At 63.2% G+C, this 14,351-nt stretch carries 14 protein-coding genes and 1 tRNA gene; 12 read left to right on the forward strand and 3 right to left on the reverse strand.

Annotated features, from left to right (window positions below; all coding sequences use genetic code 11):
* The 3 genes from JWR89_RS06520 to JWR89_RS06530 form a co-directional block, all read left to right on the forward strand.
* A partial coding sequence (locus JWR89_RS06520) for a DUF1134 domain-containing protein (protein ID WP_299713290.1) occupies positions 1–416 on the forward strand: 416 nt, incomplete at its 5' end.
* Positions 417–534: 118 nt separating this feature from the next.
* Positions 535–1,800 (forward strand): hypothetical protein, encoded by a 1,266-nt coding sequence (locus tag JWR89_RS06525; protein WP_299713292.1) that lies wholly within the window; start codon positions 535–537, stop codon positions 1,798–1,800.
* Positions 1,801–1,956: 156 nt separating this feature from the next.
* Positions 1,957–2,031 (forward strand) — tRNA-Val (locus JWR89_RS06530).
* Between the two features lie 185 nt (positions 2,032–2,216).
* Here JWR89_RS06530 and JWR89_RS06535 read toward each other — a convergent pair.
* Positions 2,217–2,507, reverse strand: a complete 291-nt coding sequence (locus JWR89_RS06535) for a hypothetical protein (RefSeq protein WP_299713295.1) — start codon at positions 2,505–2,507, stop codon at positions 2,217–2,219.
* A gap of 134 nt (positions 2,508–2,641) precedes the next feature.
* Here JWR89_RS06535 and JWR89_RS06540 point away from each other — a divergent pair, with 134 nt between their 5' ends.
* Complete coding sequence (locus tag JWR89_RS06540; RefSeq protein WP_299713298.1) at positions 2,642–2,968, forward strand: hypothetical protein; 327 nt, start codon at positions 2,642–2,644, stop codon at positions 2,966–2,968.
* 100 nt (positions 2,969–3,068) lie between these two features.
* On the opposite strand, the gene JWR89_RS06545 is transcribed toward JWR89_RS06540, so the two are convergent.
* Positions 3,069–4,607 carry an acetolactate synthase large subunit gene (locus JWR89_RS06545; protein WP_299713300.1) on the reverse strand — a complete coding sequence of 513 codons (1,539 nt, stop codon included), beginning with the start codon at positions 4,605–4,607 and terminating at the stop codon, positions 3,069–3,071.
* 222 nt (positions 4,608–4,829) lie between these two features.
* Between JWR89_RS06545 and JWR89_RS06550 the strand changes: the two genes are divergently transcribed.
* Positions 4,830–5,444 (forward strand): L,D-transpeptidase, encoded by a 615-nt coding sequence (locus JWR89_RS06550; RefSeq protein ID WP_299713303.1) that lies wholly within the window; start codon positions 4,830–4,832, stop codon positions 5,442–5,444.
* A gap of 102 nt (positions 5,445–5,546) precedes the next feature.
* Entirely contained in the window at positions 5,547–6,359 is an 813-nt protein-coding gene (locus JWR89_RS06555; RefSeq protein ID WP_299713306.1) for a DUF2927 domain-containing protein, read from the forward strand.
* 57 nt (positions 6,360–6,416) lie between these two features.
* On the opposite strand, the gene JWR89_RS06560 is transcribed toward JWR89_RS06555, so the two are convergent.
* Complete coding sequence (locus JWR89_RS06560; RefSeq protein WP_299713309.1) at positions 6,417–7,589, reverse strand: isovaleryl-CoA dehydrogenase; 1,173 nt, start codon at positions 7,587–7,589, stop codon at positions 6,417–6,419.
* A 189-nt stretch (positions 7,590–7,778) separates the two neighbouring features.
* On the opposite strand from JWR89_RS06560, the gene JWR89_RS06565 reads away from it, so the two are divergent.
* The 6 genes from JWR89_RS06565 to JWR89_RS06590 form a co-directional block, all read left to right on the forward strand.
* A complete protein-coding gene (locus tag JWR89_RS06565) occupies positions 7,779–9,053 on the forward strand; it encodes a cytochrome P450 (RefSeq protein ID WP_299713312.1) in 1,275 nt (424 codons plus the stop codon).
* Positions 9,054–9,076: 23 nt separating this feature from the next.
* On the forward strand, positions 9,077–10,348 hold the full coding sequence (locus tag JWR89_RS06570; RefSeq protein WP_299713315.1) for a cytochrome P450: 1,272 nt from the start codon (positions 9,077–9,079) through the stop codon (positions 10,346–10,348).
* A gap of 51 nt (positions 10,349–10,399) precedes the next feature.
* Positions 10,400–11,572, forward strand: coding sequence for an acyl-CoA dehydrogenase family protein (locus JWR89_RS06575; RefSeq protein ID WP_299713318.1), 1,173 nt, complete (start codon positions 10,400–10,402; stop codon positions 11,570–11,572).
* Positions 11,573–11,702: 130 nt separating this feature from the next.
* Complete coding sequence (locus JWR89_RS06580; protein ID WP_299713321.1) at positions 11,703–12,797, forward strand: CaiB/BaiF CoA-transferase family protein; 1,095 nt, start codon at positions 11,703–11,705, stop codon at positions 12,795–12,797.
* A gap of 10 nt (positions 12,798–12,807) precedes the next feature.
* A complete protein-coding gene (locus tag JWR89_RS06585) occupies positions 12,808–13,659 on the forward strand; it encodes a MaoC family dehydratase N-terminal domain-containing protein (protein WP_299713324.1) in 852 nt (283 codons plus the stop codon).
* 97 nt (positions 13,660–13,756) lie between these two features.
* Positions 13,757–14,351, forward strand: a 595-nt coding sequence (locus tag JWR89_RS06590) for a thiamine pyrophosphate-binding protein (protein ID WP_299713327.1), incomplete at its 3' end; no start/stop codon positions are given.

Genomic DNA, 14,351 nt, shown 5'->3' on the forward strand with positions numbered 1-14,351 from the left:
TCGCCCAAGTGGTCGAGGAGGCGACGCGTCGCGGGGGCCAGCCCAACGCCTATGTTCTCGGGCAGGAGGCCACGGGCGCCTTCATCGCCTGCGCGCGCTATAGCGAGGGACGCATGTACACGCGCAACGCCGGCCAGCAGCGCGTGTTCTGGCAGGGGCCGTCGGTGGGCTTCGACGCGGGCGCGGATGGCGCGCGCACCATGATGCTCGTCTACAATCTGCCCGCCACGCAGGCGATCTACCAGCGCTTCGGCGGCATCGACGGCTCGGCCTACATCATCGGCGGCTTCGGCATGACCGCGCTGACGGCCAACAACATCGTGCTGGTGCCGATACGCTCCGGCCTCGGCCTGCGCCTCGGCGCCAATATCGGCTATCTCAAGTTCACGCCGAGCGCGACCTGGAATCCGTTCTGATCCCGGCCGCTAAGCCTCAAAACCGCGTCGATAAAGGTTAACCGGGCGTTAAGCTGGTCTTTTCCCGGCCTGCCATGGCATGCTAATCACTGATTTTTAGCGGGCAGGAGTATCAGCCATGGTTGAACCGATCATGTATCTGGCGATCGGTTTTCTGGTCTCGATGCTGTTCGGGCTGATGATCATGCCGCTGGTTCACAACCGCGCGGTGCGCCTCACCACCCGCCGCCTCGAAGCCGCCACGCCGCTGTCGATGGCCGAGATCCAGGCCGACAAGGACCAGTTGCGCGCCGAATTTGCCATGTCGGCGCGGCGGCTGGAGATGAGCGTCGATCAGCTCAAGAACAAGACCACCCACCAGCTCGCCGAACTCGGCAAGAAATCCGACGCCATCAACCGCATGAAGCTGGAGCTCGGCGAGAAGAACGCCACCATCTTCGCGCTGGAAGCCCGCGAGGCCGAGGTCAAAGAGAAGCTCGCCCGCACCGAAACCGAGTTCGCCGCCAAGGTGGAAACGCTGCGATCCGCCGAGCAGGCGCTGACCGACAAGCAGGGCGAACTGGCCCGGCTGAACCACGAATTGTCTGACCGCACGCTGGTGGCCGACAGCCGGCAGATCGAACTGGTGGCGGTGCGCACCCAAATCGAGGCGCTCAAGAACCGCGTTAATGACGCCGAGAAGGATTTTGCCTCGACCCAGCATCGCCTGGAGCTGCAGCGCGGCGAATCCGATACCGCGAGCCGCGAGCTCACCGAGGCGCGCAGTCGCGTCGAAAACCTCAGCCAGCGTGTCGCCGATCTCGACGGCCAGCTCACCAGCCAGGTCAAGGAAGCCGAGCAACTCGGCCTGCGCGTCAACGATCTGGAGAGCCAGCTCTCGCTGCAGACCAAGCTCCTGGCGGAACGCGATTTCGAGAACAGCCAGTTGCGCCAGGCCACCGAGGCCGCCGAGCTGATCGCCAAGGACCTCCGCGTCGAGATCGCCGCCATGGCCGGCGGCAAGGCCGCACCGCTGTTCGAAAAGATCAAATCCGAGAAGGCCGCCGCCGAAGAGCAGCTGCGCGCCGCCCAGGACGAGCGCGCCAGACTGCAGCGCGAGCTCGTCGCGATCCAGCAACAGACGGAAAACGCCTGGGCTACCGAGCGCATGGAAAACGCCCTGCTGCGCGAGCGCATCAACGACATCGCCGCCGAAGTGGCCAAGCTGGCGATGACGCTGGAAGGGCCGAATTCCGCCATCGAGGCGATTCTGGCGGCCGAACCCGCCCCGGCGGCCCCGCCCCGCCCCGCCAATGGCAACGGCGTCGTCGCCAGCGGCACCCTCGCCGACCGCATCCGCGCGCTGCAGTCCCACGCCTCCCGGGCCCAGCAGCAGCCCGGCTGAGGCGTTTTCCGCGATCCGCGCCGATCTGGCCGAACATTGTTCGGCCGATCGGCAGCGCGCGCTTGACACCCCCGCCCCCTATTCCCTAAATCGCGCCACTGACGTCGCGCACCGCCGGGGCCATCCGCCCGGGCATTTGAGGTGCCAGGTCATCCCGGGCGCATAGCTCAGCGGGAGAGCGTTCCCTTCACACGGGAGAGGTCCAAGGTTCGATCCCTTGTGCGCCCACCATTCGAAACACTGAGATCGACCAGCTAGAAGCGCCCTCCATGGGAGCGTTGTCGATGCCGGCATCTGACTATGTGCTTTGGCTGGCCGGCACCATGTTTCGCCGCTCCGTGGGCACATTACCGCGACTATCTGTGCCGCAGTGCGGAAGGGACCGACGCCGTAGCGTTCAGGAATCCGCCAGCCAATCATCGCTCCATGCGCAGGCGGCGGATGCCCGCGTCTATCTCGTGGAGATCGTCGTCGAGTTGGCCGAGCAGAACGCCGAAATCGAAGTCTAAACGGTCGCGGATCGACGCCGCCAATTTCTCGCGATGCGCCTTGAGATCATGCAAAGCATCAAGCTGGCCAAGCTGCACATAGGCCGCAACGATTTCCTCAATCGCACTACTCACAGCGGCACGGCGTTTCGTTCCGATTTCCGTTTTCGTGTTTGCATCGGCCTGGTCGCCCGAATGCCGGGCAACGGCGCGTAGCAAACCTTTCCAGCCGAAATGAAATCATCTCAACAAAGTTCCCGCCCAATCAATTTGAAAGCACGGAACGTGTTTCATCGCCCCGCGTTCGAATTCGGCATCATGAACCAACGGGAAACACCCAACAAGGAAATGCCATGAAGAAATTTATCCTTGCTACGACTGCAGCACTTCTGATGTCCGCGCCGGCATTCGCTCAAACTGGCGCCAATCCCAGTGCGCCACAGGCGAACTCCACGGGAACCGGCGTTACGCAGCCCGGCACCACCGGCACTGGAACCGCGGTTGATCGGCCGCAGGCCAGCGGATCTTCCACGATCCCGCGCGCGACCGGCTCGCAGACGGGCAATAACGCCAATTCGCTGAGCGGCCCCAATGCAGCGACCGGCACGACCGGCATGAATAGTGGCACAGAAGGCCGTACGTCGGGCGGTGGCGGAGGCGCGGGCGGCGGCTCCAACTAACGGACAACAAAAGGGCGCGAAGCCTTGCCGGCGAAAAGGCTCCGGAGCGATCCGGAGCCTTTATGTATTTACACTGCGGAGATAGAGATAAAGAGCCGCGTTACGTCACCACCTCAATCAGCTTCGGTCCCTTCTCGGCCATCGCAACCGCCAGAGCCTTGTTGAAATCGTCAACATTGGTGACCGATTGCGCTGAGACTCCCATGCCTTTGGCGAGTGATACCCAGTCCAGTGCCGGGCGATCGATGTTGAGCATGTCGAGTGCGCGCTGGCCGGGATGACCGGCGCCAACGCCATCGAACTCGCCGAGCAGAATCTGATACTTGCGGTTGGCGAACACGATGGTGGTAACGTCGAGGCCTTCACGGGCCTGCGTCCACAGCGACTGCAGCGTGTACATGGCGCTGCCATCGCCGACCATGCAGATCACCTTGCGGTCGGGACAGGCCACCGCGGCGCCGGTGGATACAGGCGTCGAGAAGCCGATCGAGCCTCCCATGTTCTGCAGCCAGTCGTGCGGCTTTGCCGCGGCCGTCGGCGGGAAGAAGCCACGGCCCGTGGTCAGCGACTCATCGACCATGATGGCGTTTTCGGGAATCGCCATCGCGATCGCCTGCGCGATCGACGCGTGGTTCAGGGCGCCGGTCGGCTTGACCAGTTCAACCAGCTTCTGCGGCTTGACGTCGGCCGGCTTGGCGCCGAGCGCGCCGGCCAGGGCTTCCAGCGCCGCGACGGAGTTTTCGCCGCCGGACGTCACGCGATGCACCTCGCAGCCCTCGGGCTTCAGCATGCTCGGCTTGTTCGGGTAGGCAAAGAACGCGACGGGATCGTTGGCCTCGAGCAGCACGATATGCTTGAAATCCTTCAGGATCGGCAGCGCCAGCTCGATCACGTAGGGAATTCGGTCGATGCCGAAACGGCCTGCGCCGCGCGCCATCTTGGGATTGTAGGTCTGCCCCATCACCTTGCAGCCGGTCTTGCCGGCAATCTGTGCGGCCAATGCGAGTGCCGGTTCGGTCAACGCACCGCCAGTAAGCAGTAGCAGTGTCGGCTCGCCTGATTTCAGTACTTTGGCGGCGGCATCCACCGCCTGCGACGAGTAGCTGACGCGCTGGTTGTCTTCCTTGACCTGCGCGATATCGCCGGCCTCGCCCCAGGCTGTATCGGCGGGCAGGATCAGGGTAGCAATCTGCGCATTGCGGGCCGCGGCGACGGCGGCAGCGCCATCGCTCGACACCGACTTGGAATCCGGCGAAGTGTGGACCCATTGCGACATCGGGCGCGCCAGGCCTTCGATGTCCGAGGTTAGCGGCGCGTTGTATTCGATGTGGTAGACGGCGTGCTGGCCGACGATGTTGACGATGCCAGAATTGGCCTTCTTGGCGTTGTGCAGGTTGGCCAGGCCGTTGGCGAGACCGGGGCCAAGATGCAGCAGCGTCGAGGCCGGGGTGCCCTTCATGCGATAATAGCCGTCGGCAGCGCCGGTCACCACGCCTTCGAAGAGGCCAAGCACGCAGCGCATGCCCTCGACTCGGTCGAGCGCGGCGACGAAATGCATCTCCGAGGTGCCCGGATTGGCGAAGCAGACATCGACATTGCCCGCGACCAAAGTCCGTACCAGGCTTTCCGCACCGTTCATCGTCTCACTCCCGTTTGATCGCTCTGCAATTGCCCGGACGATCAACCATTGTTCGGGGTTTCCGTCAAAGGGGGCAGACGCAGTGCATCCCTGTCGGCCCCGCACAGCACCGGCCCACTTCTCCATGCGGACGATCGAGGCAAGGGATCACGGACCAGTGGCTTGCAGATTGAGGCGAATTGTGGCCTGTCTTGGGGCTTGGATGTTCTGGCGAGGAATACGATGAAGCGCATTTTTTCCATTGTTTTTGCCACTGTCGCCTTGTTGTCCATCGCCGCACCTGTCAATGCCCGCGGGCGACAGCCCCAGCAGCAGGCGCAGCCCGACTTCCAGGTCGATGACTCGCCGTCGTTTTCGAACTTCTTCTCCAATTTCGGCACCTCAAGCGGCTCCGGGCCGATCCCCCGCACCGTGGTCAGCATCGACACCCGCTATGCCCCCGGCACCATCATCGTGAACACCGCCGAACGGCGGCTGTATCTGGTACAGAGCAACGGCCAGGCGCTGCGCTACGGCATCGGCGTCGGTCGCGATGGCTTCCGCTGGGGTGGCGTGCACCGCATCACCGCGAAGAAGGAATGGCCGAGCTGGACGCCGCCGTCGCAGATGATCGCGCGCCGTCCCGACCTGCCGCGCCACATGGAAGGCGGCATCGACAACCCGCTTGGCGCCCGCGCCATGTATCTCGGCTCGACGCTGTACCGCATCCACGGCTCCAACGAGCCGGAGACGATCGGCCAGGCGGTGTCGTCGGGGTGCTTCCGGATGACGAACGACGACGTTACCGACCTGTACAACCGCGTCTCGGTCGGCGCCACGGTGATCGTGAAGAACTGAGTCCAGCGCAGGCTTGCAGAGCTCGCGAATAAATCATTCTACCTTTGCGAGCATTGAGGCTTGCGTACGTCGGCGCATTGCGACAGTTTGGATGCAATGCACATGCAACTCTCTCAGCCCTTCCTGCACATCGCTGCCGCGATTCTCGCGGCCGCGATCGTCCTGACAGGCATCGTCACGCCGCCTTTGCATGCCGCCGAGCTGGCTGCCGTCACCACGCGCCAGCGCAGCGAGAAGAAGCTTTTTACCGACAGCGAGATCACCGACGGCTTCCTGAAGACCGCGTTCGGCGCCGAATATCACCTCGCCGGCCGCGTCGATCGCATCCGCAAATACGAGCTGCCGGTGCGGGTGTTCGCCGAGGGTATCGGCCGCCCCGATCGCAAGGCGCAGATCGCCAAAGTGGTCGGCGACATCGCCAGGCGCGTGCAGCATCTCAACATCGCCATGGCCGATTCCGGCGAGGACGCCAATGTCGTGGTCAAGCTGGTGCGCGACCGCGACCTGTATCGCACCATCACCACGTTCTATGGCAGCGACCGCGCCAAGGAGATCCGCTCCTCGCTGGATCCGCAATGCCTATCCGGCTTTCGCAAGAACGAAGCGTTCGAGATCGAGCATTCCGACGTGATCCTCACCGTCGACAATGGCGATTTCATCTTTCTCGATTGCGCCTACGAAGAACTGCTGCAGTCGCTGGGCCCCATCAACGACACCAACTCGGTGCCGTGGACGATGTTCAACGACAACGTGCAGATGGGCTACTTCGACGTGTTCGACCAGTACATCCTCAACATTCTCTACGACCCGCGCATCAAGGCCGGCATGACTGTCCAGGAGGTTCATACCGTGCTGCCGCAGGTGCTGGCGGACGTTCGGGTGTGGGTAACCAGGATCAACGGGCTGGGGGAATGATTTGTCATTCCGGGACGCGTGCGGCGACAGCCGGTCGCATCCCGCAATGACAGCTTGTCACGCGCTCTTTTCGAACAGCTCTCGTCCGATCAGCATCCGCCGAATCTCGCTTGTCCCTGCGCCTATCTCGTAGAGTTTCGCGTCGCGCAGCAGCCGCCCCGTCGAATAGTCGTTGATATAACCGTTGCCGCCGAGCAGCTGGATCGCATCCAGCGCGCATTGCGTTGCCTTCTCGGAGGCAAACAGGATCGCGCCGGCGGCGTCTTCCCGCGTGGTTTCGCCGCGGTCGCAGGCCTTGGCCACCGCATAGACGTAAGCCCGCGCCGCATTCATCAGCACGTACATGTCGGCGACCTTGCCCTGCACTAGCTGGAAGCTACCGATCGGCTGGCCGAACTGCTTTCGCTCGTGGACATAGGGCATCACCACATCGAGGCAGGCCTGCATGATGCCCAATGGACCCGCGGCCAGCACCGATCGCTCGTAGTCGAGTCCGGACATCAGCACGTTCACCCCTCGGCCAACGGTGCCGAGCACGTTCTCTTCCGGCACTTCGCAATTGTCGAACACCAGCTCGCCGGTGTCGGAACCGCGCATGCCGAGCTTGTCCAGTTTCTGCGCGGTGGAGAATCCCTTCATGCCCTTCTCGATGATGAAGGCGGTGATGCCACGTGGACCGGCCGCCGGATCCGTCTTGGCGTAGACCACCAGCGTCTCGGCGATCGGCCCATTGGTGATCCACATCTTGCTGCCATTCAGCACATAGCGGTCGCCCTTCTTCTCGGCGCGGGTTGCCATCGACACCACGTCGGAGCCGGCTCCAGGCTCGGACATCGCCAGCGCGCCGACATGTTCGCCGGAGATCAGCTTCGGCAGATACTTGCGCTTCTGGGCATCGTTGCCATTGCGGCGCAGCTGGTTGACGCAGAGATTGGAATGGGCGCCGTAGGACAGACCCACCGAGGCCGAGGCGCGCGAGATTTCCTCCACCGCGAGAACGTGCTCGAGATAGCCGAGCCCGGCGCCGCCGTATTCTTCCTCAACGGTGATGCCGTGCAGACCGAGCGCGCCGAGCTTCGGCCACAGGTCGCGCGGAAACATATTGGTCTTGTCGATCTCCTCGGCGCGCGGCGCGATCTCGTGCTGCGAAAAATCGCGCACCGTCTCCCGGATCGCATCGGCGGTCTCGCCAAGATCGAAGTTGAACATCCGCTGGGCATTGGGAATCAAAGGGCTGCCTCCTGTCAGAACCGCGCGGTGTCCGCGCATCGCTTTGTTGGTTGAAGTGACCATGTCACGGCCCGAACAGGCTGAGAAGAGCCTAAACTCGCCCTTGCTCTTGCGCCGGCAAGGGGGTGTAATTCGCCAAAATCAGCTTCCGGAGCCAATCACGGAGGCCGCCGGCCAGGGAGAAGACCAATGCACGGAACGATCGACCTCGTTCAGGATTCCGTTCAGGCAACCGCGCAGCAGGCCGCCCGCCGGCACGCTTATGCGACGCCGCTGGATCAATTCGATCCCGGCGACCCCGCTCTGTTTCGCGACGATACCTTCTGGCCGTATTTCGAACGACTGCGCCAGGAAGAGCCGGTGCATTATTGCCGCGCCAGCATGTTCGGGCCTTACTGGTCGGTGACCAAGTACAACGACATCATGCAGGTCGAGACCAGCCACGCGCTCTACTCATCGGCCGCGGCCTTCGGCGGCATCACCATCCGCGACGCCGGCGTGAAATTTCGCCGCCCGATGTTCATTGCTACCGATCCGCCGCATCACAGTGCCCAGCGCAAGACGGTGGCGCCGATGTTCTCGCCGAACCATATGGACGGACTTTCGGGCGTGATCCGCGAGCGCACAGCGCAGGTGCTGGACTCGCTGCCCCGCAACGAGACCTTCGATTGGGTCGATCGCGTCTCGATCGAACTCACCACGCAGATGCTGGCGACCTTGTTCGACTTCCCGTGGGAAGAACGCCGCAAGCTCACCCACTGGTCCGACGTCGCCACCATGCTGCCGCCGACGCCGGAGGCCGAGCTGCAACGGCAGACCGAGTTGCAGGAATGTGGCGAATATTTCGGAAGGTTGTTTCAGGAGCGACTCAACGCGCCGCCGAAGGGCGACCTGCTGTCCATGATGGCGCACAGCGAGGCGACGCGGAATCTCGATCCGGAGAACTTCCTCGGCAACATCATTCTTCTAATCGTCGGCGGCAACGACACCACGCGCAATTCGATGTCGGGCGGCGTCTATGCACTCAACCAGTTTCCGCAGCAGTACGACAAGCTGCGGGCCAATCCGGCGCTGATCGACAGCATGGTGCCGGAAATCATCCGCTGGCAGACGCCGCTGGCGCATATGCGGCGCACCGCGACGCAGGACACCGAACTCGGCGGCAAGCAGATCAAGAAGGGCGACAAAGTGGTGATGTGGTACGTTTCGGGCAACCGCGACGCGGAGGTCATCGAGCGCCCCGACGATTTCATCATCGACCGCGTGCGGCCCAACCGGCACCTGTCATTCGGCTTCGGCATTCATCGCTGTGTCGGCCTCAGACTTGCCGAATTGCAATTGAAGATCGTGTGGGAAGAGATCCTCAAACGCTTCGACCGCATCGAGGTCGTCGGCGAACCCCGGCGGGTCTATTCCAGCTTCGTCAAAGGCTATGAGACCTTGCCGGTCCGGATTGCCGGTTGAACCAGACACCAGGACACTGATTCATGAACATCCAGACCAAAATCAGCGACGACAAGGCCGAGATCCGGCGACTAGCACGCGAACAGGCCTACGCCACGCCGCTGAAGGATTTCCATCCCGGCGCGCCAAAACTGTTTCAGACCGACACGCTGTGGCCATGGTTCGAGCGGCTGCGCAAGGAGGAGCCGGTGCACTACTGCACCAACGCGCCGATCGAACCGTACTGGTCGGTGACCAAGTACAACGACATCATGCATGTCGATACCAATGCCGGCATCTTCTCCTCCGACGTCAAGCATGGCGGCATCGCCATTCGCGATGTACCGGAAGGCTATGACTGGCCGAGCTTCATCGCCATGGACGAGCCGAAGCACGGCCCGCAGCGCAAGACCGTGTCTCCGATGTTCACACCAACACATCTCGACGAGATGGCCGTGCTCATCCGCGGCCGTGTCTGCAAGGTGCTCGACGCGCTGCCCCGCAACGAGACCTTCGATTTCGTGGAGCGCGTCTCGGTCGAACTGACGACGCAGATGCTGGCCACCCTGTTCGACTTCCCCTGGGAGGAGCGCCGCAAGCTGACGCGCTGGTCCGACGTCTCCACCGCGCTGCCCAAGAGCGGCATCGTCTCCTCGGAACAGGAGCGACGCCGCGAGATGGACGAATGCGCCGCCTATTTCGAGCGGCTCTGGAACGAGCGGGTGAATTCCGAGCCGCGGAATGATTTGATCTCGATGATGGCGCATAGCGACGCCACCCGGCACATGGATCCCGACACCTTGATGGGCAATATTATCCTGCTGATCGTCGGCGGCAACGATACCACCCGCAATACCATGACGGGCTCAGTGCTGGCGCTGAACGAGAACCCCGACCAGTACCGGAAACTGCGCGACAATCCGGGCCTGATCGACACCATGGTACCCGAAGTGATCCGCTGGCAGACGCCGCTGGCGCATATGCGGCGCACGGCGCTGGTCGATACCGAACTGGGCGGCAAGACCATCCGAAAGGGTGACCGCGTGGTGATGTGGTACGTTTCCGGCAACCGCGACGAAGAGATGATCGAGAACCCGAACGACTTCATCATCGACCGGGCGCGGCCCCGGACGCACCTGTCGTTCGGCTTCGGCATCCACCGCTGCGTCGGCATGCGGCTAGCCGAACTGCAGCTCAAAATTGTGTGGGAGGAAATGCTGAAGCGGTTTGACAATATCGAGGTTGTCGGGGAGCCCAAGCGGGTATATTCGAGCTTCGTCAAAGGCTACGAGTCCCTGCCAGTCAGGATCTCGTAATGCCGGTTCGCATATTCTGATTTTTCCCAACAAGAGAATGTAAATTCCTCGATGAAAAATGAAGCAGCGGAGCAGGACGAATTTCATGATATCCGCGATGCCGTCGCCAAGCTCTGCGCCCAGTTTCCCGGCGAATACTGGCGCAAGCTCGATCGCGAAATGGCCTACCCCAGCGCTTTCGTCAACGCGCTGACGGAAGCGGGTTATCTCTCCGTTTTGATTCCCGAGGAATATGGCGGATCCGGCCTGAAACTCTCGGCGGCGGCCGCGATCCTCGAAGAGATCCAGCGCGCCGGCTGCAATGGCGGCGGTTGCCATGCCCAGATGTACACCATGGGCACGGTGCTGCGGCATGGCTCTGATGCGCAAAAGGCGCAGTGGCTGCCGAAGGTCGCCACCGGCGAGGTCCGTCTGCAGGCCTTTGGCGTCACCGAGCCGACCTCCGGCACCGACACCACCTCGCTGAAGACCTTCGCCAGGAAGGATTCGGAAGGTAACTACATTGTCAACGGCCAGAAGATCTGGACCAGCCGCGCCGAACATTCCGACCTGATGCTGCTGCTGGCCCGCACCACGCCGAAGGACCAGGTGACCAAGCGCACCGATGGTCTCTCGGTATTCCTGGTCGACATGAAGGAGGCCCAAGGCAACGGCCTCGAAATCCGCCCGATCCGCACCATGATGAACCACGCCACCACCGAGGTGTTCTTCACCGACCTCAAGGTGCCCGCGGCCAATCTGATCGGCGAGGAAGGCAAGGGCTTTCGCTACATCCTGTCCGGCATGAATGCCGAGCGCATCCTGATCGCCAGCGAATGCGTCGGCGACGCCAAGTGGTTTATCGCGAAGGCATCCGCTTATGCCAAGGAGCGCGTCGTGTTCGGCCGCCCGATCGGCCAGAACCAGGGCATCCAGTTCCCGATCGCCAAGAGCTACGCGGCGATGCGCGCCGCCGAATTGATGGTCAAGGAAGCCGTCCGCAAATACGAGGCGGGGCTCGACTGCGGCGCCGAGGCCAACATGGCCAAGATGCTGGCGGCCGACGCGTCGTGGGAAGCGGCCAACGCCTGCGTGCAAACGTTTGGCGGATTTGGCTTTGCCGAGGAATACGACGTCGAGCGGAAATTCCGCGAGACGAGATTGTATCAGGTGGCACCGATCTCCACCAACCTGATCCTGTCCTACGTCGCCGAACACGTCCTCGGCATGCCGCGCTCGTATTAAGTTATCAGAACCCAAGCCCCTCCCCCGTCATTGCGAGGAGCGGAGCGACGCGGCAATCCAGTTCGTTCTCGTGGTATTGCTTCGTCGCAAAGGCTCCTCGCAATGACGACTGCAATTCCGGAGTGCAATTATGCTGCCGCTTGAAGGTCTGACCGTCATTGCCGTCGAACAGGCGGTGGCCGCGCCGTTCTGTAGTTCACGCCTGGCCGACGCCGGCGCCCATGTCATCAAGGTCGAGCGCCCGGAAGGCGATTTTGCCCGTGGCTATGATCACGCTGCCAAGGGACAAAGCAGCTACTTCGTCTGGCTCAACCGCGGCAAGGACTCGGTGGTGATCGATCTCGCCACGCCCGAAGGCCGCCGCTCCCTCGAAGAACTGATCGCCACCGCCGACGTGTTCCTGCAGAACCTGAAACCCGGCTCCATGGACAGGCTGGGCTTCACGCTGGAGCGTCTGCGAAAGGACTATCCGCGGCTGATCTGCTGCACCATCACCGGCTATGGCGACGACGGCCCCTATGCGCACCGCAAGGCCTATGACCTCCTGATCCAGGCCGAAAGCGGGCTGGCCTCCATCACCGGCGGTCCGGAGGGCCCGTCGCGCGTCGGCGTCTCCATCGTCGACGTCGCCACCGGCGCCACCGCGCACGCTTCCATCCTCGAGGCGCTGATCGGCCGCTCGGTGTCCGGCCAGGGTGCCGACATCCGCATTTCCATGTTCGACGTGATGGCCGACTGGCTCACCGTGCCGCTGCTCAATGCCGAAGCCGGCAATCCGCCGCAGCGCATGGGCCTCGCCCATCCCTCCATCGCGCCCTATGGCGTGTTTCGCTCCCAGGACGGCAAGGATATTCTGATCTCGATCCAGAGTGAAAGGGAGTGGAAGGTGCTCTGCGCCAAGGTGCTGGGCGATGCCGCGCTGGCCGCCGATCCGCGCCTCGTCAATGGCGTCGAGCGCGTCCGCAACCGCGCCTTCACCGACCAGACCGTCAGCGATATTTTTTGCGCCCTATCCCGCGATGCGCTGCTGGCGCGCCTGACGGACGCCGACATCGCGTTCGCCGAAGTGAACTCGATGACCGATCTCGCCGAGCATCCGCATTTGCGCCGCATCACCGTGGCGACGCCGAACGGCGACGTCGGCTACCCCGCGCCGGCGGCGATCTTTATCGACGCGCCGCGCCAATACGGCGCCGTGCCGGCTATCGGCGAAGTGCAGAAATAACGGAGCGGACATGACCGACAAGCTCGATCTCGATCATCTGCGCACCTGGATCCGACGCACCGATGAGGCCAGCGACGTCGTTACCGCGCAGCTGGTCAAAGGCCTGCGTGCCACGCTGTTTCTCGACATTGGCCAGCCGCAGCCCGGCGACGTCGCTCCCTTCACCACGCACTGGTGCCTGGCGCAGCCGGTGGCGCCGGCCGACCAGCTCGGCTCCGACGGACACCCCGCGCGCGGCGGATTTTTGCCGCCGGTGCCGCTGCCACGCCGGATGTGGGCCGGCGGCCAGCTCGAATTCCTGGACACGCTACGCGTCGGTGACGCCGTCACGCGGTCGTCGAAAATTCTCGACGTCACTCTGAAGACCGGCTCGACTGGCGCGCTGTGCTTCGTCTCTGTCGAACATCTGATCACGACCTCACGCGGCCTCGCCATCCGCGAGCGCCAGGACATCGTCTATCGCGACGCGCCGACCAGTATGGCGCCGCCCGCGCCGGCGCCGAAGGAAGTGCCGGCTGCGCAGCATCGTGAGACGCACTACGCCGACCCCGTTCTGCTGTTCCGCTACTCCGCGCTGACCTTCAACGGCCACCGCATCCATTACGATCGCGACTACGTGACGAAGGTCGAGTTCTACCCGGGCCTCGTCTTCCACGGCCCGATGCAGGCGGCGCTGCTCGTCGAGTTGTCCGCCAAGCTCCATGGCGGCAAGCCGCCGGCCAAATTTGGCTACCGCGGCGTCCAGCCCCTGTTCGACGGCGCGGATTTCTCGGTCAACGCCAACGAAACCGAGGGCGGGCTGGATATGTGGACGGCGAATGACAAGGGCGCGCCGACGATGAAAGCAACGGCAAGCTGGTAGGGCAACGTCGCGTCGTTGACTCGCAGCCGGTTCGGCCTGATCACTCAGGTAACGAAAACGCACGGCGGCACACCGCCAGCACTTTGGGGAAACGACATTGGCCCGCGACAAAGCAAAAGCCGTCCAGAAATCCCTCACCGTCAAGGACGCCACGCTCGACCTGATCCGTGCGTTCGGCATTACCAAGGTGTTCGGCAATCCCGGCTCGACCGAACTGCCGTTCCTCTCGGACTGGCCCGACGACATCGACTACGTGCTCGGCTTGCAAGAAGCCTCAGTGATCGGCATGGCCGACGGCTATGCACAGGCGACGCGCAACGCTTCCTTCGTCAACCTGCATTCAGCCGCCGGCGTCGGCCATGCCCTGGGCAACATCTACACCGCGCATCGCAACCAGACCCCCATGGTGATCACTGCCGGCCAGCAGGCGCGCAGCATTCTGCCGCTGCAGGCGTTCCTCTATGCCGAGCGCGCCTCGGAATTCCCTCGGCCTTATGTCAAGTACAGCGTCGAGCCCGCGCGCGCCGAAGACGTTCCCTCGGCCATCGCGCGCGCCTACTACGTGGCGATGCAGCCGCCCTGCGGACCGACGTTTGTTTCCGTACCGATCGACGACTGGACCCATCCCGCACACCCGATCGCCGCGCGCACCGTCAGCCGCGAACTGGGCCCCGATCTCACGGCCATGCAGG

The sequence above is a fragment of the Tardiphaga sp. genome (assembly GCF_028290785.1).
GTDB lineage: Bacteria > Pseudomonadota > Alphaproteobacteria > Rhizobiales > Xanthobacteraceae > Tardiphaga.